A 20898-nucleotide genomic window follows, 5' to 3' on the forward strand; every position below is an offset into this window, starting at 1 on the left:
GGAGACGGCGAATCCCGAGGGACTGCCGCTCCCGCCGCCGGCCGGGGCGTTCCACTTCTGGTTCGCGCCGCCCGTACAGGTCCAGATCTGCAGCCGCGTGGCGTTGGCGCTGTTGTTGTCCCGCACGTCCAGGCACTTGTCGGCGGCCGGGTTGACGATGTCGTGGGCCGCGGTGACCACCCACTGCTGGTTGGCGCCACCGCTGCAGTCCCACAGCTGGACGGCCGCGCCGTCGGCCGTGCCGCGGTCCACGACGTCGAGGCACTTGCCGAGCGCCCGCAGGGTCCCGTCGCCCGGGTTCGACCAGACCTGGGCGTTGGTTCCATTGCAGTCGTAAAGCTGTACGGCGGTGCCGTTGGTGCTGTCGGCGCCGGCCACGTCGACGCACTTGCCGGCCAGTCCGGTGATCTGGCCGTCCGCGGCCTGTGCGGGTGTGGCCGTGAACAGGGCGGTGAGGAGGGTGGCGGCGACGGCGCCGGCCAGGAGGCGCCCGAGACGTCTCGGACGCGGGAGCGCGTGCGGGAGTTCGGCGAGGCGGAGGTGCATCGAGAGGGGCTCCTGTCGCGGTCGGGGCGGATGGGTTCGGGCCGGTGCCGACGGGCGTGCCGGGCCGCCGACCGGCGGCGTGGGCGCACCGGGGCGCTTGCGGCGGGACGACGCGGAGGTCAGTCGAGGACGGTCTCCGTGACGACGATGTGACCGGCGTCCGGATCGAGGCTTCCGCCGAGCCGGCCGAAGGCGCCGTCGGTCAGGTCCAGGCACTTCGGCTCCTGCGGAGTCGACGCGAACGTGCCCCGGTCGTTGATGCGGACCACCAGGGACGCGCCGTTGGCGGCATTGGTCACCTGCACCCTGGTGCCGAAGGGCAGCTGAGGCCGACGGCTCAGCGACGTCGCCGCGGTGTCGGCGTTGTTGTCGAAGAGTTCACCGCTGGCCGTCAGGGCGCCGGGCGGCTGGGGGCCGTAGTGGGTCGCCCAGCACTGGTCGGAAGCCTGCGCGGTGGGCGCGGTCCACTTGGCATGGGCGGGGGAAGCGCCGAGCAGGCATGCGGAGACGCCCAGCGCGGCTGCGAGGACGGCGGCAGGGAGGGACCTGACCATGAAAGAGGTGGCCCTTTCGCATGGGGGGGGTGGGCAGCGGGCCACGTTCACCTCGAGAAGTTGTGGTCGAACGGTGAGCATGGCGCGCGAGGTGTGACTGAACTGTGAAAGTAGAGGTCCAGACCATTTGCGTCAAGGAGTGAAGTAAGCCATGAGGAAAGGGAGTTGGCGCGGCCGGGCGTCTTGTCGCCAAACCCGCCGATCGGTCCGCAGTGCGGTCGCCGCGCGGAATCCGGGGGGTGTGGTGAGATCCGGTCGCGAGATGGGGGAAAATGGTTGCCTGGAGAAACTACGGGGACCGTGTGAAAGGCCCGTCATGCCGCACCTCACCATCGACCACTCCTCCCGCCCGGCCGGAGCCTTCGACGCCTGCGCTCTGGTGAAGGAGCTGCATCCGCTCGTGATCGAGGAGTCCGGTTCGTCGGGCGTGTGCAAGACGCTGGTCCGGCCGGTGGAGACCTATGCCGGGGAGGTGCCGCACACGGAGGCATTCTTCGTCCACGTGGAGATCGGCCTGATGCCCGGCCGCTCCGAGGCACGCAAGGCGCGCCTGTCCGAGAGGGTGCTGGCCCTGCTGGCCCGGCACGTGCCGGGGGGTGGCGGCACGGAGGGCCAGGCGGTCGTCTCGGTCGAGGTACGTGATCTGGCCGGCTCCTACCGGCTCTCGCCGTCCGTGCGCTGAGCCGCCGGGCCGGAAAGGGACACGGCGGCCCGGAGGCGGGTCGCGACGGCAGGGCGCCACGGCGGTCCGATGCGGCGGTCCGTAGCGGCGATGCGGTCAACGGTCACTGGTCACCGGTCACGGCGGTACGGCGATCGGGCCCGTTCGAATATCGATTGTCCTCGGTGTCGCTCCCGCACTACGTTGCCGCAGTGGATCTCTTCTCGCGTTCCTGGACGGCGCTGCGCACAGCGGTCGCCGAACTCCCGGACGAGGACTTCGAGCGGCCTTCGGGCTGCGGCGGCTGGCTGATACGGGACCTGGTGTGCCACCTGGTCATCGACGCCCAGGACGTCCTGATCACCCTCGTCACACCCGCCGACACCGAACCGACCGCGGACGCGGTCACCTACTGGAAGCTCGTCGAACCCCCGACCGGCGAGGATCCGCTCGACGCGCTGATCCCTCGACTGGCCGCCGCCTACGGCGAGCCCCGGTTGCTGAAGTTCCACCTGGACGACGTCGGTTCGGCGGCGGGGCGCGCCGCCGAACTCGCCGACCCGGCCGCCCGCGTCGGCACCCGTGACGAGGTGCTGACCGTCGGTGACTACCTGTCGGCGTACGTGGTCGAGTGGACCCTGCACCACCTCGACCTGATCGCCCCTCTGCCGGCGGCCGCCGAGCCGCCCGCCGAGGCCCTCGCGGCGGCGCGTGCGTCGCTGGAGAAGATCGCCGGGATCGCCTTCCCCGCCGCGTTCTCGGACAGGGACGCGCTGCTGATCGGCACCGGGCGCCGGATGCCGACCGACGTGGAGGAGGCCGCCCTGGGCGACGTCGCCGCACGGCTCCCGTTCGTTCTCGGCTGAGCGAGCGGACCGTCCTTCCTCGTCGGCCGGGCGCTCACACATCCCCTGTGCGCTCCCAACTCCCCATGTGCTCACGTCCCGTCAGTGCTTGAGGTCGGCTCGAGCCGGGACCGTCCGACGAGATTATCTTCGTATTCGGTCACTACCATGTGGCCCCGACACAACGGTTCTGCCGGCCCGTGACACACGTGCCGGTTCGAGGTCGCCGATGCCAGGGACCGCTCCCCGGGCTGCGGTGATCTTCCTGTACTGGAGGACCTTCCGCATGTTCCGACGAATTGGCAACACAGTCGTCCGTCATCCCGTGTGGACGATCGTGGCATGGCTGATCGCCGCGGTCGCGATCGTCGCAACCGCACCGACTCTGCCCTCGAACAGTGACGAGAGCAGCTTCCTGCCCAAGAGTTATGAATCCATCAAAGCGGCGGATCTCCAGGAGAGGGCGTTCCCCAGTGCCTTCACCCCGTCCGCGATCGCGCTGTACCAGCGCACGGACGGCGGCAAGCTGACCGCCGCCGACAAGAAGGACGTCGCCCGGATCACCACCGAACTGGGCGACAAGCACATCGACCAGGTCCAGAAGGTCGTCCCCGGCCAGCCGTCCAAGGACGGCAGGTACGACCTGACCCTGGTCCAGATGGACAGCAAGAACGCCGGTCAGCCCAAACAGGCCGACGCGGCCAAGCTGTTGCGCGACGACATCAAACAACTGGCCAAGGGCACACATCTCGACGTGAAGCTCGGCGGTTCCGCCGCCCAGGCCCTCGACCAGCAGGACTCGTCCAAGCGGGGACAGGCGCTGATCGGCATCGGCACCTTCGCGATCATCCTGGTGACCCTGCTGATCATCTTCCGGGCACCGATCCTGGCCATCCTGCCCCTGGTGCTGATCGGCCTGGTGTCGGCCATCGCCAATGGACTGATCGCCTACGCCACCAAGCTGTTCGACCTCCAGGCCAACAGCTCGATCTCGTCGATCCTGATCGTCGTGCTCTTCGGCGTGGGGACGGACTACTTCCTCTTCCTGATGTTCCGCTACCGTGAACGCCTGCGCCTCGGCGACGAACCCAAGCAGGCCATGATCAACGCGGTCGGCCGGGTCGGTGAGGCCATCGCCTCGGCGGCCGGTGCCGTCATCATCGCCTTCCTCGCGCTGGTGCTCTCCACGCTCGGCTTCCTCAAGCAGATGGGCCCGGCGCTCGCCATCGCGGTCGGCGTCACCCTGGTCGCGGGTCTCACCCTGATCCCGGCCGTGGTCTCGCTCATTGGACCGAAGGTCTTCTGGCCCTCCAAGTCCTGGAAGAAGGAGCCGGAGAACGCCCGGTTCGCCGCGCTCGGCCGCGGTGTGCAGCGCCGCCCGGGGCTGACCGCCGCGGTGTCCGGCCTCATCCTGGTCGCGCTGTCGCTCGGCACCCTCGGCTTCAAGGCCACGTTCGACCTGGCTTCGGGCTCCATGCCGAAGACCAAGGAGTCCATGGTCGTCCAGGACCAGATGCAGAAGGCGTACTCGGCGGGCGCCGCGGCACCGACCGACGTCTACCTGTCCACCACCGGCGGCAAGCCGCTGGACCAGGCCGCGTTCGGTGCGTACGCGCAGAAGCTCGGGGCCGTGGACGGGGTCGCCAGTGCCCGCATGACCCAGCTGAACGCGGATCGCACCACCGCGGACTTCACCGTCACGCTCAAGTACGAGGCGTCGACGGACAAGGCGATCGATGCCGTCGGCAGGGTGCGCGACGTCGCCCACTCGGACGCCCCCGCAGGCACCGAGGCGGTCGTCGGTGGCATGTCCTCGATCTACAAGGACATCGACACCGCGGTGAACCACGACTACCGGACGGTGTTCCCGGTGGCCGCCCTCCTCATCATGGTGATCCTCGGCCTGCTGCTGCGCAGTGTCGTCGCTCCCCTGTACCTGATGGCCTCCGTGGGCCTCGGGTTCGGCGCCACCCTCGGTGCCACCGTCTGGATCTTCCAGAAGGGCGAGGGCCACTCGGGTCTGATGTTCATGCTCCCGGTGATCATGTATCTCTTCGTGGTCGCCATCGGCACCGACTACAACATCCTCATGATCGCCCGGCTCCGCGAGGAGGCCCGCGAGGGCCGCTCCCCGCGCGAGGCGGCCGGCATGGCGCTGCGGTACGCCGGACCGACGGTCGCCGCGGCCGGCTTCATCCTGGCGGCGACCTTCGCCACGATGATGCTGGCGGGCAACTCGCTGCTCACGGAGATGGGTTTCGCGGTCTCCTTCGGCATCATCGTCGCCGCGTTCGTCATGGCGATGTTCTTCACCCCGAGCCTCACGGCGCTCATCGGCCACGCCGCGTGGTGGCCGGGGCACGGCGACCGGGGCGAGGCGACGACGGCCGGCGCGGGCACCGCACCGACCGATTCCGCGTCGGCCTACGACACCGCGGGGCGCCGCGGCTGACGCCGGCATGACGGGGGAGTCCTGCCCGGCCGCGACGGCCGGGCAGGACTCCCCCTCTTTGCACTGCCGTTCGCCCGGCGACCGACACCTCGTCACGCGCTCCACGATCCCGGCCTGGCGATCACGTACGAACCGCCGGCCGCTCGCTCTCCGGCAGCGCGGGGTCCCGGACCGACCAACTTGGCGCAGCCCACCGGCAGTTCGCCCAACCGGGGCCGCCGCATCAACCGCCGCACGGGTGGGGGTCCGACACGGCGAGCACGCTCGCCTGCATGGCATCGACCTCGTACGGACCAGGACCGGCACGTGCTGCGGCCGTCACGGTGACCGCCCTGCTGGCCCTCCTCGCTCCGCCCACAGGCCTCGCCACCGCCGCCGCGCCGACCCTCCCGCTCGGCGATCCCGGCCTCGCCGAGACCCGTACGGCACGGCCCTGGACGTCGACGGCTGGGGCCTGTCCGGCGGATCAGGCCGGAGGAAGGCTGCGGTGCCTGGTCGGCCACGTGAGTGGGGCTTGGTGCGCGCAGCTGCAAGGCGGAGGAGGGAGTCGGCGGTGGGGGTCCCCCCCGCGCGAGCGCGGTCGAGCGTGGGGGAGCGTCGGCGAGTGACGACAACGCCGCAGATGGGCGTGCCAAGCCCCGCGTCTTCGGCACGATCCGCCGGACAGGCCCCAGGGCGTGTCGGGGAAGGCGCGGGCGGTCCCGCGACGTGACCGACAGCGGCCCCGACGCCGACGTCGTGTTCCCGCCGGTCGGCGTCGCGGGGGACGACCCCCTGGTCGCCCTCGTCCGGCACGGCGGACCGTGGAGTCGACGTTCACCTTCGATCCGATCGGCCCGGCCGCATCGGCCCCTACGTCGAGGTGGGTGTCGTGAGCGTGGAGCGGAAGCGGGCGCGGTAGGTCGTCGGGGCGATGCCGAGGCGGTGCTGGAAGACCCGGCGGAGGGTCTCGGACGAGCCGAACCCGGCCAGGCGCGCGACCTCCTCGACGCTGTGCCCGCCCCCTTCCAGCAGTACCTGGGCGGCCTCGGTGCGGACCGCCTCGACGTACTGGCCCGGTGTCATCCCGATCTGGCTGCGGAACAGGCGTCCGAGGTGCCGGGCGCTGAGGCCGGCGCTTCGGGCGAGGGAGTCCAGGTCGTGGTCGGCGGCGGGATCGCTCGTCACGACGTCCATCACCCGCCGCACGGCCGCGTCGTCGGCTCGCTTGGCCGTGAGCCGCGCGCTGAACTGCGACTGCCCTCCCGGCCGCGCCATGAACACGACGAGCCGCCTCGCCACATCGCGAGCGGTGCCGGGGCCGTGGTCCTCTTCGACCAGGCAGAGGGCGAGGTCGATGCCGGCGGTCACGCCCGCCGACGTCACCACGGGACCGTCCCGCACGAACAGCGGATCGGCCTGCACGTCCACCCGCGGGAAGGCCGCGGCCAGGTCCGCGGCCAGTTCCCAGTGGGTGGCGGCGCGGCGGCCGTCCAGCAGCCCGGCCGCGGCGAGCACGAACGCGCCCGCGCACACCGAGGCCGTCCGCCGGGCCCGCGCCGCCAACTCCCCGGTGAGTCCGACCAGTTCCGGGACCGCGACCGCGCGTCGCCAGTCGCGGCGGCCCGGGACGATCAGCGTGTCGAGTCGTCGCGGCAGGACGGACGGCGTCCCGTCGACGCCGAGCCGGACGCCCGCGGAGGTGCGGACGTCCTCGCCGGTGGCGGAGACGATGCGTACGTCGTAGTGGGCGCCGAAGGAGTCGGCCGTCGTGAGGACTTCGGCCGGGCCGGTGACGTCGAGGAGCTGTACGTCGTCGAAGGCGAGGACGGCGACGACGGGCCGGCCCGGTGCGCCGGTGGCCGTGCCGACGGCCGGGCGGGTTGGCGTGCGGCCGCTCGTCATTCCTTCCACGGCGATTCCAGGATCGTGTCCACGAAGTTGCCGCGCTCGAAGCCGGGAACGAACCGTTCGAGCACGTCGGCCTTCACATTGCCGAAGGTGGTCTCGGGCTTGGGCCGGATGCCCTCGGTGAAGGCGGCGAGGATCCTCCGTTTGAAGTCGGGGCGCGGGTGCAGGGCCACGATCGCGGCGCGGTCCTCGTCGCTGACCGTGTCGTAGCCGATGCCCAGAACGTCGTACTCGACACCCGCTGTGACCAGGGCGACTTCCGGTTCCATGAACTCAGGGATGCCGGGGGTGGTGTGCAGCGCGATCGCCGTCCACACGCGCCGGATGCTCTCGGCCGGTACACCGTGGGCCCGCAGGAACTTCGCGGCCTCGTCCGCGCCGTCGACCTCGAAGCGGCGTCCGCTGCCGTGGAACTCCTCGTCGAGGCCGAGGTCGTGGAACATCGCGCCGACGTAGAGGAGTTCGGGATCGAAGCGCAGGCCCCGCTGGTGCCCCTGGATGCTGCCGAAGAAGAAGACCCGCCGCGAGTGGTGGTAGATCAGGTCGCTGGTGGTGTCGCGGACGAGCTGGGTCGCCTCGTGGGTGAGCGTGGTGTTCGGCAGATGTGCCTCGGTCGTTCCGGTCATGGTCATGGGATTCCGCCTGTCCGCTCGGAGGGGTGGGTGGGGACGGTGGGGTTGCCGAGGACGGTGGGCCGTCGGTCTCGGTGGCTCGTTCTCAGCATCGTCGCCGCAACCGGCACAGGCCATGTCGATCTCGACGTACTTCCCACAGATCTGGCCATGGCACGGCTGCGACCCCGGGGGAGCGCGTCAGCCGCCCACCGCGCCCACCGCGCTCACCGCGACCGCCACGACCAGCACGATCCCGTCCAGGATCCGAATCGCATCGCGAGTCGGCGGCCGGTCTCAGTCGTCGGCGGCCAGACGGTCGAGCCACTCGCGGAGCAGATGCCGCTCGGCGCCGCTGAGCGCCGTCTGACCGGGCAGCGCGGCGCGCAGGGCGCGGGCGGCGCCGGCCGGGCCGGAGTCCAGTACCGCGGGCTCCTGGCGGGTGACGGCGGCGACCATGGCCTCCCGGAGGGCGGTCAGCAGGGCCGCGGGGCGGCCGTCCTCGGGCAGGGAGAGCCAGGTGAGCACCGCACCGCGCGCCGTGGCATGGATGATCGCGATCGCGAGGTCCTCGTCCACGCGCAGCCAGCCACCGGCGGCGAGCCGACGGACACGGCCCCTCAGGATCTGCATGCCGGCCTGGAAGGCGGGCGACGCGGATCTCGTGGGCTCGCTGTACATCAGCGTGTAGAGCGCGGGGTGGTCGAGGCCGAACTCGACGCTCAGGTCCCAGCCCGCCCGCAGGTCCTCGACGAGGTCCTTCGGGTCGGGGTCGACCCGCTTGCTCGCGAGGTACGTGGCGAAGCCATGCTCGGCCACCGCTTCCAGCAGCCCGTCCTTGTCGCCGAACAGCCGGTAGATGGCCGGGGGTTGCACCCCTGCCGCGTCGGCGACCGCGCGCGTCGTGACCGCGTCGCGGCCCTCGCGCTCCAGCAGGTCGACGGTGGCCTCGATGACCCGCTGCCGGGTCTGCTCGCGGACCGGGGGCGCGATGTCGGGGTCGGCGGCCGGGTTGCCGCTGCGGCCTGGTGAGCGCGATGGCATGTACCGATGGTAGCGGACTGTTGATTCCGTCGTTAGTATCGATGTTATCGTTCAATTGGTATCGCTGATATCGGCGGAATCGCGCTCCGATTCCCCGGAGAACACCCTGACCAGGAGGACACCGTGATCATCGTGACCGGAGCCACCGGACAGCTCGGGCGTCGCATCGTCGACAGCCTGCTCACGCGCGTACCCGCACAGCGGATCGGCGTGAGCGTCCGCGACCCCCACAAGGCGCAGCCCCTGGCCGACCGGGGGGTGCGGGTGCGGCAGGGCGGCTTCGGTGAACCCGCGAGCCTCGCCCATGCCTTCGAGGGCGCCACGCAGGTGCTCGTCGTCTCCGTCGACAAGCTCGGCGAAGAGGCCGTACGACAGCACCGGGCCGCCATCGACGCCGCCGTCGCGGCAGGTGCGCGCCGCGTCCTCTACACGAGCCACATGGGTGCGGCCCCCACCTCACACTTCCAAGCCTGCCGCGACCATGCCGCCACGGAGGAGGCGCTGCGCGCCTGCGGAGTGCCGTACACCGCGCTGCGCAACGGCTTCTACGCCGCGAGCGCGCTGCAGTTCCTCGGCTCCGGCCCGGAGACCGGTGAGATCGTCCTCCCCGCCGACGGACCGGTCTCCTGGACCGCGCACGACGACCTCGCCGACGCGGCGGCCGCCGTCCTGGCCGACGAGGGCCGCTTCGACGGCCCCACCCCACCCCTCACCGCCGCCGAGGCGCTCACCTTCGACGACATCGCCGCCCTCACCGGTGCGCTCACGGGCCGCGCCGTCAAGAGGATCACCGTGCCCGACGGCCGGTTCGCGGAACAGATGATGGGACACGGCGTCCCCGCCGAGACGGCCGACCATCTGCTGGGCATCTTCGCCGCCGCCCGCGCCGACGAGTTCGCGGCCGTGGACCGGACACTGGCCACGCTCATCGGCCGCGCACCCCGCACCCTGGAGGAGGTGCTGCGGGAACGGCTTTCGGCTGACAGGGCATCGGCGGAACGCCGATAGCCGGCGGACGCTCCGCCAGGTGGAGTTCCTGCCGGTCACGGCAGCCGACACGACAAGGCTCCCCGTGACCGGGCCCCGGATCGTGCCCGTCGCTCAGGCGGACGCGGTCTGCGGTGTGTCCCGGTCTCGCTGGTAGGCGGCGAGCAGGAAGAGCCAGATCTCGCTGACCGTGGGGAAGCAGGCGATCGCGTGCCGGAGCCGCTTGAGCGGGACCTCGCCCGCGACCGCGACGGTCGCCGAGTGCAGCAGCTCGCTGACGCCGGGGCCGACGAAGGTCACTCCGAGCAGCACTTCCCGGTCCAGGTCCACCACCAGCCGGCCATGGCCCCGGTAGCCGTCGGCGTACAGATTGGCGCCCTGGGCGGCGTTGAAGTCGAGGTCGACGGTCCGGATCCGGTGCCCGGCGGCGGCCGCCTGGTCCGCGGTCAGGCCGACGGAGCCGGCTTCGGGATCGGTGAAGAAGACCTGCGGTACGGCGTGCTGGTCGGCGGTGGTGGCGTGGTCTCCCCACGCCGCGTCGTCCAGCGGGCGGCCGGCGGCGCGCGCACCGATCGCGTCGCCCGCGGTGCGGGCCTGGTACTTGCCCTGGTGGGTCAGCAGCGCGCGGTGGTTGACGTCGCCGAGGGCGTACAGCCAGTCGCCGTCGACGCCATGGACCAGGCAGGTGGTGTCCACGTCCAGCCAGGAGCCGGGGGTGAGACCGACCGAGTCCAGCCCGATGTCGTCGGTGGCGGGGGTGCGGCCGGTGGCGAACAGCACCTCCTCGGCCTCCAGCTCGCCGCCGTCGTCGAGCGTGAGGGTGACGGGACCGGTGGGGTCGGGGCGCCGCAGAGCCCTCACCTGCACGCCGATCCGTACGTCCACGCCCGCCCCGGTCAAGCCCTGGGCGACCAGGTCCCCGACGAAGGGCTCCATCCGGGGCAGCAGGCGGCGGCGTGCCAGCAGCGTGACCCGGGAGCCGAGACCCTGCCAGAGGGTGGCCATCTCGACGCCGACTCCGCCGCCACCGACCACGGCGAGCCGCGCGGGCACGGTGCTGGAGTCCGTGCCGTGCCGGTTGGTCCAGGGCCGGGCCTCGTCGATGCCGGGGATGTCGGGGAGCACCGGCCGGCTGCCGGTGGCGACGGCCACCGCGTGCCGGGCGGTGAGGACCTGGCGGGAGCCGTCGTCCCGGGTGACCGTGACCCGGCGGGGTCCGTCGAGGCGGCCGTGCCCGCGAAACAGATCGGCTCCGATGGACTTGACCCCCTGGGCCTGGCCCGTGTCGTCCCAGTCGGTGACATAGCGATCGCGGCGCGCGAAGACGCCCTCGGTGTCGAGCGGTCCGGTGACGGCCTGGCGGGCGCCGTCCACCCGGCGGGCGTCGGCGACCGCGATGACCGGCCGCAGCAGCGCCTTGCTGGGGACACAGGCCCAGTAGGAGCATTCGCCGCCGACGAGTTCCCGTTCCACGACGGCCACGGAGAGGCCGGCGGCCCGGGCGCGGTCGGCGACGTTCTGTCCGACCGGACCGGCGCCGAGCACGATCACGTCGTAGGCGGCTTCCTTGGTTCCGTGCGGTTCGCTCATCTCTTCCTCGCATCACGATCGCTGCTGCTGGTGAGCCGTTCTCGGGGCTGTGGGCGAGCTGTTCGAGGATCGCTCGGCGAGGAGCGACCTCGCGTCGGCCGAGCCGGACCCCGGACCGCACACTGCCGGTGCGGCGGGCCGCGCGCCGCCGGCAGCCGGGCCGGGGCGGTCGGCTGTGCGGCTGCGGTCCCCTGCGTCGACCATGGAGATGTGTCCCCCGCGCGGGGGCGGGGCGGACGGGCAGCACTCGCCATTGTCGTACCGCGCGGTGACGACCGCCATCCGCCCATGGACAGATCCGGGCACCATGAAACCGGGATACGTGCCCGGCGCGGGACCCCTTGCCATACGGCTCACCGAGAGTGGCCATAAGGAGCGCCTATGCCCCCCGTGTCTGCCCTGACCAGCGGCGTCGGCCGGACGTCGGCCGCGCGGCGACTCGCACGGCCCGGTCGGCTCCACCCTGATGACCGCCACAGGCGCGGCCTATGGCCGGACCGGAATCCCCGGACGGCGTCGGCCCTTTGGACTTCCGTCACCTCGCGGACGAGGTGACGGGTCGACGGAGCGCGGACCATCCGCACCCCGTTCGACCCCCGACCTTTCGACACGAAGGACGACCCTCATGACCACTGTCGATCTTGCCGGGCGGGTGGCCCTGGTGACCGGGGCGACCAGCGGAATCGGCGCCGCGACCGCGACGCTGCTCGCCGAGCGCGGCGCACATGTGCTGGTCGCGGGGCGCGACGCGTCCCGCGGCGCGAGCGTCGTCGCCGGCATCCGGGCGCACGGCGGCAAGGCGGACTTCCTCGCCGCCGACCTGCGGGACGCGGCGTCGGCCCGGCAGCTGGCCAGGCAGGCCACCGAGCTGGGCGGCGGCCGTGTGGACATCCTGGTCAACAGCGCGGGCATCTTCCCGTTCGGCCCGACGGCACAGGCGTCTCCCGAGGACGTGGACGCCGTCTACGACCTGAATGTGAAGGTGCCGTTCCACCTGGTGGCGCAGCTGGCCCCGGCGATGGCCGAGCGCGGCCGGGGGACGATCGTCAACGTCAGCACCATGGTCGCCGAGTACGGCGTCGCGGGGATGGCGCTGTACGGCTCCAGCAAGGCCGCGGTGAACCTGCTGACCAAGGCGTGGGCCGCCGAGTTCGGCCCGCACGGGGTGCGGGTCAACGCCGTGGAGCCCGGTCCCACCCGCACGGAGGGCACCGCCGCCATGGGCGAGAACCTCGACGCCCTCGCCGCACAGGCCCCCGCCGGGCGGCCCGCCGAGGCCCGGGAGATCGCCGAGGCGATCGCCTACCTGGCGGGCGACGCGGCGAGCTTCGTCCAGGGCGCCGTGCTGCCCGTCGACGGCGGCCGTACGGCCGTCTGACCCACAGCTGCCCGTGGCACTGTCCCGGGCGCGCCGGGTGCATCGCGTGCCCGGCGCCCCGGGCCACCCGAAGCCGCCACCCGAGGAGGCTCCAGGCCGCTTCGCGAGAGGTCTTCTACGCGTACGCATACGCAGCCGTGGGGCGGGGAGTCTGTCCGCGGTGCCCGCGCAGTCGCCGTAGGGGCGCGATGCACGGACTGCGAGAGCCCCGACGCCCCGGGCAGCCGCGCCCCGTCAGCTCCGCACCGTCCGGTCGAGCGCGGCGATGAACCGGCCGAGATCGCGGCGGCGGGAATCGGCAGGCCAGACCGCCCAGGTGCGCCGCACCAGAGGATGCCCGACCAGCGGCGACCAGGTCACACGGTCGGGCAGGGGCTGCTGCCAGTCGGGCGGAGCCAGGGTGAAGGCCTGTCCGGACGCGACCGCCGCCAGCTTCACGTCCGCGATCAGCGCCTGTCCCTCGGGCACCGCCGGCCCCAGGTCCAGGCCGTGACCGCGCAGGATCGCGGTCAGCTCGTCGTACCAGGCGGGGCTGCCCGAGCGAGGGAACCCGACCCACTGCAGATCCACGAGCGCGTCGAGGGCGATGCCGTCCGGGCCGGCGAGTTCGGCGGCCCGCTCCGCGGCCAGCAGCACGCCCAGCCTCTCCCGCACGACGAGCAGCGCGTCGAACTCCGGCCCCGACGGACGCTCCCGCAGGAGTCCGACATCCAGCTCACCGGCCCGCAGGGCCGTCAACTGCTGGGCCGTGGACAGATGGCGGGCCTGCACCCGGGTGTCCGGACAGGCCTCGGTGAGGTCGGCGAGCGCGGGATCGAGGAGCCCTGCGGGCAGTTCGAGCGGAATGCCGATCCGCAGGGCGCCACCACCCGGGCCGGTGTACCGGGCCATCACCCGAAGGGCCTGCTCATGCCGGGCGAGCACGGCGCGCGCCTCCGCCACCAGGGCCGTTCCCGCCTCGGTGGCACGCACCCCGGTGCTGCCGCGGACCAGCAGCCGCACGCCCAGTCGGCGCTCCAGGCCGCTGACGGTCTGGGACAGCGCCGGCTGACTCACGTGCAGTCGGCGCGCCGCGGCGGACAGCCCGCCCTCCTCCACCACCGCCACGAACGCCCGCAGCTCCCGCAGTTCCATCCCCACATGCCACCATGCCGCCCGCGGCGTGTCACGCCGGACACGGCGCCGGGCGCCCACCTCGACCGCACGGCCTCCTGAAGGGCAACACCGCCTGCATGCAACGCAATTCGCCGCGGAGGCGTCGGCCGGCAGCGCCGTGCCCTCCGCTTGGTCGGACGCACCCGGACCGGTGACGGCAATCCCGTTGCCCGCACGGCTGCCCTCGGGTTCATTCCGCGGATCGGTGGATCCGGGCAGACTGCGGTGTTTGAGGTGTGTCCGGCTTCGAGGGGAGCGCCCGTGCGCGCGCACGACAGGGAGAACGAGCAGAGCGACACGCGGTCCGCGCCGCGTCGGCCGGCCGGACCGGCGTCCACCGGGCTGGAGGCGCTGCAGCGCGCGGTGGGCAACGCGGCCGTGACGCGGGCCGTCGAGCGTGAGCGGGAGCAGCAGGTGCAGCGGCGTTCCCTGGTGCACGATGTGCTGCGCTCTCCCGGCAGGCCCATGGACACGGGGCTGCGCGAGGAGATGGAGGGCCGGTTCGGCGGTGCCGACTTCAGCGGTGTGCGCGTCCACTCGGACGAGGTCGCCCGCCGGTCGGCCGTGGAGATCCAGGCCAAGGCGTACACCTCGGGGCCGCATGTGGTCGACGGCGGCCGGATGACCAAGGAGGACTGGGCGCACGAGCTGACCCACTACCTGGACCAGCGAAGCGGCCCGGTCCCCGGCACGGACAACGGCTCGGGCCTGCGCGTCTCGCACCCCTCCGACGCGGGCGAGCGGCACGCGGTGAACAACGCGCGAAAGGTGATGACCGGCAGCGCGCCGGTGCAGCGCACGGCCCGAGAGGACACGCGGGCGGCCGAAGAGGAGACACGCACGGCCGCAGAGGGCGCGCGGGCGACCGGGGCGGAAGCGGCCGGCCACCGCACCGGCGCCCACCAGGCCGGCGCGGACCCGCACATCCAGCGGACCGAGGACGAGGACCTGCGCAACGCCAAGACCCCCGACGAGATCCTCGCCGCTCTGAAGAAGTCGGGGCATTCGGAGGACGACGCCTGGCAGTTGATGCAGTACATGACCTCCCAGCAGTTCCGGCCCGGCGAGGGGCAGAGCGAGTTCGGCATGCTCGACGGCATCAAGCAGGCCTCGGCGGTGCGGATCGCCGCGGTCCGCAAGAGGCAGGCCGCGGAGCTGCTGAGCAAGCGGTGGACGATCCGCCACTACACCGGCAGCGACCCGAAGAACGCTCCGGGCTTCTCGGAGATCGCGTCGACGTACGACAACGCCGCCGCCGGCCGGGCGAGCGCGCACACGAACGTCGCCGACTGGCGCTCGCTCGGCAACATCAAGTTCACGTTCTACCTCGTGGCCGTGGACGGCAAGGTGCCCCAGCGCAACTGGCTCAACAACACGCACTGGTACGCGGAGTGGGACCTCGACGAGATCCCGGACTGCTGGGTCTCCGCGGACCTGCTGGAGAAGATGAACAAGTCCATGGACGCCGACGGGGCCCGCGAGGCGATGAAGTCCGCCAAGGCGTTCCGCGGCAGCGGATCGCAGCTCAAGGAGCTGCTGGCGGTCAGCGCCTTCGGCAGCGGCAACGACCCGGCCGGCGCCCTGGACACCGCGATCGGCGGCGCCTTCGAACTGAAGGTGCCCGGCGGGCTGACGGTCAAGGAGTGGAAGAAGAAGTAGGCCCCGACGCACGGTCCGACAGGGCGAGGACGAAACGGAGGAAGGATTCGACACCGGCTCCCACGAGCGGAGCACCGACTTTCCACCGGCTGCTCGCTCCCGCCCAGCGCGGTGACTGACAGCGGCGGTCACCCCGCGGGGCCGTCCGCTCCGCAGCCGTAGCCGTGCGAGGCGTCCTCGGAGTGTCGCCGCCCGTGGAGCGGCCCGGTCCGGGAGTCGAGGTGGGCTCGCTCCCGGACCGGGCCGGATGGGGCTGCGGGGCCGTTACAGCTCTGCCCGTACCGCCTGCGCGGCTGCCACCAGGTTCTCCAGGGAGGCGCGGGTCTCCGGCCAGCCGCGGGTCTTCAGGCCGCAGTCGGGGTTGACCCACAGCCGTTCGGCGGGGATCGCCCGCAGGCCGGTGCGCAGGAGTTCGGCCGCCTCCTCGGCGCCGGGGACGCGCGGAGAGTGGATGTCGTAGACACCGGGTCCGGCCTCGCGCGGATAGCCGTGGGAGGCCAGCTCCCGGGCGACCTGCATATGGGAGCGGGCGGCTTCCAGGCTGATGACGTCGGCGTCCAGGTCGTCGATGGCCTGGACGATGTCACCGAACTCGGCGTAGCACATGTGCGTGTGGATCTGGGTGTCCGGGCGTACACCACCGGTGGTGAGCCGGAACGCCTCGGTGGCCCAGGCGAGATAGGCGGCACGGTCGGCGGCGCGCAGCGGCAGGGTCTCGCGCAGCGCGGGCTCGTCGACCTGGATCACCGAAGTCCCGGCCTCCTCCAGGTCGTTCACCTCGTCGCGCAGGGCGAGGGCGACCTGCCGGGCGGTCTCGGCCAGGGGCTGGTCGTCGCGGACGAAGGACCAGGCGAGCATCGTGACGGGGCCGGTGAGCATGCCCTTGACAGGACGGTCCGTGAGCGACTGGGCGAAGGTCGTCCAGCGCACGGTCATCGGCGCCGGGCGCGCGATGTCACCGGCGAGGATCGGCGGGCGGACGTAACGGGTGCCGTAGGACTGGACCCAGCCGTGCTGGGTGGCGAGGTAGCCGGTGAGCTGTTCCGCGAAGTACTGGACCATGTCGTTGCGTTCGGGCTCACCGTGGACCAGGACGTCCAGTCCGGTCTTCTCCTGGAAGGAGATCACCTCGCGGATCTCCGCCTCGATGCGCTCCTCGTAGCCGGCCGTGCCGATGCGGCCGGCGCGCAAGTCGGCTCGGGCGGCACGCAGTTCACCGGTCTGCGGGAACGAACCGATGGTGGTCGTGGGCAACAGAGGCAGACCGAGGCGGGTGCGTTGGGCCGACGCACGCTCGGCGTACGGCTGGGAACGGCGCGCGTCGGCCTCGGTGGCGGCGGCGGCCCGGGCGCGTACGGCCGGGTCGCGGGTGATCGGGGACTGTGCGCGGGAGGCCAGGTCGGCCCGGTTCGCGGCCAGTTCGGCGGTGATCGTGTCGAGGCCGCGGTCGAGACCCTTGGCGAGGGTGACGACCTCGGTCGTCTTCTGCCGGGCGAAGGCGAGCCAGCGCAGGATCTGCGGGTCGATGTCCCGTTCCACGGCGGCGTCGAGCGGCACGTGCAGGAGGGAGCAGGACGCGGACACATCGACCCGGTCCGCGAGGCCGAGCAGGGTGCCGAGCGTGGTGAGGGAGCGCTGCAGGTCGTTGACCCAGATGTTGCGGCCGTCGACGACACCGGCGACCAGGCGCTTGCCGGGCAGCCCGCCGACGGCGGCGAGGGCGTCCAGATTGGCGGCGGCCCCCTCGGTGAAGTCCAGGGCCAGGCCCTCGACCGGAGCCTTGGCCAGGACGGGCAGTGCGTCGCCGAGCCGGTCGAAATAGGAGGCCACCAGCAGCTTGGGCCGGTCGGTGAGGGCTCCTAGGTCGCGGTAGGCACGGGCGGCGGCGTTCAGTTCCGCGGGCGTACGGTCCTGCACGAGCGCGGGTTCGTCGAGCTGGATCCACTCGGCGCCGGCCGCGCGCAGGTCGGCGAGGATCTCGCCGTACACCGGCAGCAGACGGTCCAGCAGGGTGAGCGGATCGAAGTCGCCGGCCACGCCGGGGGCGGGCTTGGCCAGCAGCAGATAGGTGACGGGCCCCACGAGGACGGGCCGGGCGGCCAGGCCCAGGGCCAGCGCCTCCCGCAGCTCCGCGACCTGCTTGGCGGAGTCGGCCGTGAACACCGTGTCCGGGCCCAACTCGGGCACGAGGTAGTGGTAGTTGGTGTCGAACCACTTGGTCATCTCCAGCGGTGCGACGTCCTGGGTGCCGCGCGCCATGGCGAAGTACCCGGCGAGGGGATCCGCGGCGACCGCCTCCCGATGGCGTGCGGGGACGGCACCGAGCATGACGGTGGCGTCGAGCACATGGTCGTAGTACGAGAAGTCGCCGGTCGGCACCTCGTCCACGTCGGCGTCCGCCAGCTGCTGCCAGGTGGCGCGGCGCAGTTCGGCGGCGGTGGTCCGGAGCGCTTCGGCGCCGACGCGGCCCTTCCAGTAACCCTCGATCGCCTTCTTCAGTTCCCGGTTCGGACCCTGGCGGGGGTAGCCGTACACGGTGGCCCGTGCTTGCGCCGCTGCGGACGTGCTGGTCACGGAAATCTCCTTCGCGAGATGAATCCCTGAGATCCCGGAGACGGGACGAGAACGCGAAGGGGCGACGGACCGGACGGCGGCGGCCCACGGCCGCCCGCTCGGTTGTCTGCGCCGACCCGCCCTCGAGGTCACCGGAATGTCCGCGCACGAGTCGTCCCGTACGCGGGCAGTTGGCAGGTCTTCGGACTCGCGGGCACATCCATGCCTTTGCCAAGGCGTGGACACCTAATGGCCGTCGCTTCCCAGGCCCTCCTCGGACCCAGTGCGGATGACGGCGGTCGTTCCCACTCACCGCTGCGGGGCAGTCCCGGATTTCCACCGGGTTCCCTCTTGCGACGCATCCCGCCTGGCTGACGGGGCGAACCAGCTGCGGGAGCCAGCCTAAGGGGCCGTCCTAGGGGTGTGGTGGAGTGCGTCCGGTATTCGGAAGGTGAGGTGGGACACGTCGTTGAAGCCGGTCGGGTGATAGACGGGCCCCTCCCGGCTTGGGAGCGGCCCGTCGCGGGCTCGGCCGGAGAGACTGCGGCCATCCCAGTGGAGGTGGCGAACATATGCTCAGCGACAGCACGGCGACGATCCTGGCCGAGAGGCCGGGCGTGGCGGAGGTCGTCGCCGCCGCTCCGCGCGTGGCCCAGATCGCGGCGCGGTGCAGCGACGAGACGGAGGCCGCCCGGCGGCTTGCGCCCGAGGTGGTCGAGGCGGTGCGGGAGGCCGGATTCGCCCGGCACTTCGTCCCCGCGGCCTTCGGCGGCAAGGAAGGCGGTTTCCTGGACATGACCAAGGCGGTGGCCCTGGTCGGCGAAGGCTGCGCCTCGGCGGCCTGGGCCGCCTCACTGTCCGGGCACGCGGCCAGGTACGGGGCGTACCTGCCGCTGGAGGGGCAGGCGGTGCTCTGGGGCGACGGGCCGGACGCCCTGATGGCGGGCGCGCTGATGCCGGCCGGGACGGCGGAGCCCGTCTCCGGCGGCTGGCGGCTCAGCGGTGAGTGGAAGTACATCAGCGGGGTGCGCTTCGCCGACTGGGTCTTCGCCTGCTCCGCCGTACCCGGCAAGGTGGGCCCCGACGGGCGCGGCGAGGTGCGGTTCTTCGCGGTGCCGCAGGCGGACATCACCGTGAAGGACACCTGGTTCACCCTGGGCATGCGCGGGACCGGCAGCGACACCATGGTCCTCGACGACGTCTTCGTGCCCGAGCATCTGACGCTGTCGAGGTTCGACCTCAACGCGGGGCGGGCGACGGCCTCCGAGGCCCGGTGCCACACGGTGCCCGTGAGCGCGGTGAACGCCCTGCCGCTCACCGTCCCCGTGGTGGGCGCCGCCCGCGGTACGTTGCTCGTCGCGGCCGACCAGAACACCCGCCGGGTGGACCGGCGGGGTGCCCCGCTGCGCGAGAAGCTGTCGGTGCAGGTCGACCTGGCTCGCTCGGCCGCAGAGGTGGACGCCGCCGAACTCCTCGTCCAGCGGGCCGCCCGGGTCGCCGACGGTGTCGAGGGGACCACGGACGGCGAGGCGGCGGTCCGCGGCCCGAGGGACTTCGCGATGGCGGTCGAACTGTCGGTGTCGGCCGTCGAACGGGTCTTCCGCGGCACGGGGACGACGGGCCATTTCGAGTTCGACCCCGTCCAGCGCTTCTGGCGGGACGTCAACACCGCGGCGTCCCACGTGATCTTCTCCTTCGAACCCGTCGGAGCGGCCTACGGCGCCTGGGCCCTGGGCGTCGAGGGCGCCGGCGAGCCGAGGCGATGACCCCGCCGAGGCGGTAGGCACCCGGGCACCTCCTGTGCGGTGCGTGGATCCGCGTCCGCGCACCGCCGGGCCGCCTGGCCGGGTCGTCCGCTTCGCCGGGCGGCGCCGTCGGGGCACCGTCTCGACCGGAAGCGGATGTCCGCCTCGAACCGGCTGCTGAGAGCAGGGCGCCGCCCAAGACGCCAGATCCTGGCCCTCTTCCGTTATCGGAGGGGCGCGGATACCCCTAGAGGTGGGAAGCCGTGGGGCGGACGCGATCGGGAGAGGAACGAGCCATGAGCGAGGAACGGTTCCAGGACGGCTGGTACGTGGACGAGCGATGCACGAACTGCGATGTCGCGCGGCAGCTCGCGCCCGGCCTGATCGGTGAGGTCGAGGGCCGCTCGGCCGTCCTGCGGCAGCCGCGCGACCCCGCCGAGGAGCGGCTGGTCCAGGCCGCCGCACACGCCTGCCCCACCCGGTCGATCCGTCCCCCGGACGGACGGCTGGACACGGCGCAGGACCCCTTCCCGATGGCCCTGGACGACACCGTGTACCTGTGCGGGCACAACTCCACGCACACCGCGGGCGCCAACTCCTACCTGTTACGTCGCCCCGACGGCACCATGATGATGATCGACACCCCGCGCTGGAGCACCGCGCTGGCCGCCCACCACGAGACGCTGGGCGCCGTCACCGACGTCCTGCTCACCCACCGCGACCATGCCGCGCACGGACGCCGCTACGCCGACCGCTTCGGCGCCCGGCTGTGGATCCACGAGGGCGACCTCGACGCCGCCCCGGGAGCCGACCGCGTCCTGCGCGGCACCGACCCGACGCGGATCGCGGACGGCGTGATCGCCCACCCCCTGCCCGGTCACACCCGGGGCAGCGTGCTCTATGTCGCCGACGAGCGGTACTGCTTCAGCGGCGACAGCTTCTACTGGTCCCGCGCGACGCAGGACATCGAGGTGGCCGAGAGCGTCACCTGGTACTCCATCACCGAACTGGCCTCCTCCTTGTCGCGGACCGCCGGGCGGCTGCGCTTCGAGTGGCTGCTGCCGGGCCACGGCGACCGCCGGCGCCTGCCCGCCGACGACATGGCCCGACGCCTGCGCCGGCTGACGGCACGCACCCGCGAACTGCGGCCCCGGTCCATCGACTTCACCGCGGTCCGCTGGTGACGGCGTGGTCCCGGCCGCCTTCGGGCCCGCCGGAAGCCGGCGGC

Annotated in this window: 16 protein-coding genes and 1 riboswitch; of the genes, 8 read left to right on the top strand and 8 right to left on the bottom strand. The window is 72.3% G+C overall.

Features of this window, described 5'->3' with window-relative positions; translation table 11 throughout:
• Positions 1–546 (bottom strand): ricin-type beta-trefoil lectin domain protein (locus AQI95_RS32820; RefSeq protein ID WP_167361979.1); only part of this gene is annotated, 546 nt, incomplete at its 3' end.
• A gap of 119 nt (positions 547–665) precedes the next feature.
• A complete protein-coding gene (locus AQI95_RS32825; RefSeq protein WP_067132356.1) occupies positions 666–1100 on the bottom strand; it encodes a septal ring lytic transglycosylase RlpA family protein in 435 nt (144 codons plus the stop codon).
• Between the two features lie 316 nt (positions 1101–1416).
• On the opposite strand from AQI95_RS32825, the gene AQI95_RS32830 reads away from it, so the two are divergent.
• The 3 genes from AQI95_RS32830 (at position 1417) to AQI95_RS32840 (ending at position 5058) form a co-directional block, all read left to right on the top strand.
• Complete coding sequence (locus AQI95_RS32830) at positions 1417–1782, top strand: 5-carboxymethyl-2-hydroxymuconate Delta-isomerase (RefSeq protein ID WP_067132358.1); 366 nt, start codon at positions 1417–1419, stop codon at positions 1780–1782.
• A 191-nt stretch (positions 1783–1973) separates the two neighbouring features.
• On the top strand, positions 1974–2627 hold the full coding sequence (locus tag AQI95_RS32835; RefSeq protein WP_067132360.1) for a maleylpyruvate isomerase N-terminal domain-containing protein: 654 nt from the start codon (positions 1974–1976) through the stop codon (positions 2625–2627).
• Between the two features lie 265 nt (positions 2628–2892).
• Positions 2893–5058 carry an MMPL family transporter gene (locus tag AQI95_RS32840; protein ID WP_067132457.1) on the top strand — a complete coding sequence of 722 codons (2166 nt, stop codon included), beginning with the start codon at positions 2893–2895 and terminating at the stop codon, positions 5056–5058.
• A gap of 852 nt (positions 5059–5910) precedes the next feature.
• On the opposite strand, the gene AQI95_RS32845 is transcribed toward AQI95_RS32840, so the two are convergent.
• The 3 genes from AQI95_RS32845 to AQI95_RS32855 all read right to left on the bottom strand — a co-directional run bounded on the left by AQI95_RS32845 (position 5911) and on the right by AQI95_RS32855 (position 8603).
• Positions 5911–6942 (bottom strand): GlxA family transcriptional regulator, encoded by a 1032-nt coding sequence (locus AQI95_RS32845; RefSeq protein ID WP_067132362.1) that lies wholly within the window; start codon positions 6940–6942, stop codon positions 5911–5913.
• On the bottom strand, positions 6939–7580 hold the full coding sequence (locus tag AQI95_RS32850; protein WP_107121814.1) for an HD domain-containing protein: 642 nt from the start codon (positions 7578–7580) through the stop codon (positions 6939–6941). Before AQI95_RS32850 ends, AQI95_RS32845 begins: the two co-directional genes overlap by 4 nt.
• A gap of 276 nt (positions 7581–7856) precedes the next feature.
• Positions 7857–8603 (bottom strand): TetR/AcrR family transcriptional regulator, encoded by a 747-nt coding sequence (locus tag AQI95_RS32855; protein ID WP_067132369.1) that lies wholly within the window; start codon positions 8601–8603, stop codon positions 7857–7859.
• Positions 8604–8726: 123 nt separating this feature from the next.
• On the opposite strand from AQI95_RS32855, the gene AQI95_RS32860 reads away from it, so the two are divergent.
• The gene (locus AQI95_RS32860; protein ID WP_067132372.1) at positions 8727–9611 is read left to right on the top strand and encodes an NmrA family NAD(P)-binding protein; all 885 of its coding nucleotides are present in this window, start codon (positions 8727–8729) and stop codon (positions 9609–9611) included.
• A 93-nt stretch (positions 9612–9704) separates the two neighbouring features.
• On the opposite strand, the gene AQI95_RS32865 is transcribed toward AQI95_RS32860, so the two are convergent.
• The gene (locus AQI95_RS32865; protein WP_067132375.1) at positions 9705–11180 is read right to left on the bottom strand and encodes a dihydrolipoyl dehydrogenase family protein; all 1476 of its coding nucleotides are present in this window, start codon (positions 11178–11180) and stop codon (positions 9705–9707) included.
• 625 nt (positions 11181–11805) lie between these two features.
• Between AQI95_RS32865 and AQI95_RS32870 the strand changes: the two genes are divergently transcribed.
• A complete protein-coding gene (locus AQI95_RS32870; protein WP_107121815.1) occupies positions 11806–12558 on the top strand; it encodes an SDR family NAD(P)-dependent oxidoreductase in 753 nt (250 codons plus the stop codon).
• 234 nt (positions 12559–12792) lie between these two features.
• Here AQI95_RS32870 and AQI95_RS32875 read toward each other — a convergent pair whose 3' ends face one another.
• Entirely contained in the window at positions 12793–13692 is a 900-nt protein-coding gene (locus tag AQI95_RS32875; RefSeq protein WP_067132378.1) for a LysR family transcriptional regulator, read from the bottom strand.
• A gap of 282 nt (positions 13693–13974) precedes the next feature.
• On the opposite strand from AQI95_RS32875, the gene AQI95_RS49250 reads away from it, so the two are divergent.
• The gene (locus tag AQI95_RS49250) at positions 13975–15372 is read left to right on the top strand and encodes an eCIS core domain-containing protein (RefSeq protein WP_244188920.1); all 1398 of its coding nucleotides are present in this window, start codon (positions 13975–13977) and stop codon (positions 15370–15372) included.
• Positions 15373–15636: 264 nt separating this feature from the next.
• Here the strand turns inward: AQI95_RS49250 and metE are convergent, their stop codons facing one another.
• The gene (metE, locus tag AQI95_RS32885; RefSeq protein WP_067132381.1) at positions 15637–17946 is read right to left on the bottom strand and encodes a 5-methyltetrahydropteroyltriglutamate--homocysteine S-methyltransferase; all 2310 of its coding nucleotides are present in this window, start codon (positions 17944–17946) and stop codon (positions 15637–15639) included.
• 155 nt (positions 17947–18101) lie between these two features.
• Positions 18102–18329, bottom strand: a riboswitch (cobalamin riboswitch).
• Positions 18330–18497: 168 nt separating this feature from the next.
• Between metE and AQI95_RS32890 the strand changes: the two genes are divergently transcribed.
• Both AQI95_RS32890 and AQI95_RS32895 read left to right on the top strand, forming a co-directional pair.
• Positions 18498–19691 carry an acyl-CoA dehydrogenase family protein gene (locus tag AQI95_RS32890; protein ID WP_067132384.1) on the top strand — a complete coding sequence of 398 codons (1194 nt, stop codon included), beginning with the start codon at positions 18498–18500 and terminating at the stop codon, positions 19689–19691.
• A 275-nt stretch (positions 19692–19966) separates the two neighbouring features.
• Complete coding sequence (locus AQI95_RS32895; protein ID WP_067132387.1) at positions 19967–20854, top strand: 4Fe-4S domain-containing protein; 888 nt, start codon at positions 19967–19969, stop codon at positions 20852–20854.
• The last annotated feature ends 44 nt before the right edge of the window (positions 20855–20898 follow it).

This window comes from Streptomyces yokosukanensis, assembly GCF_001514035.1.
Classification (GTDB): Bacteria; Actinomycetota; Actinomycetes; order Streptomycetales; family Streptomycetaceae; genus Streptomyces; species Streptomyces yokosukanensis.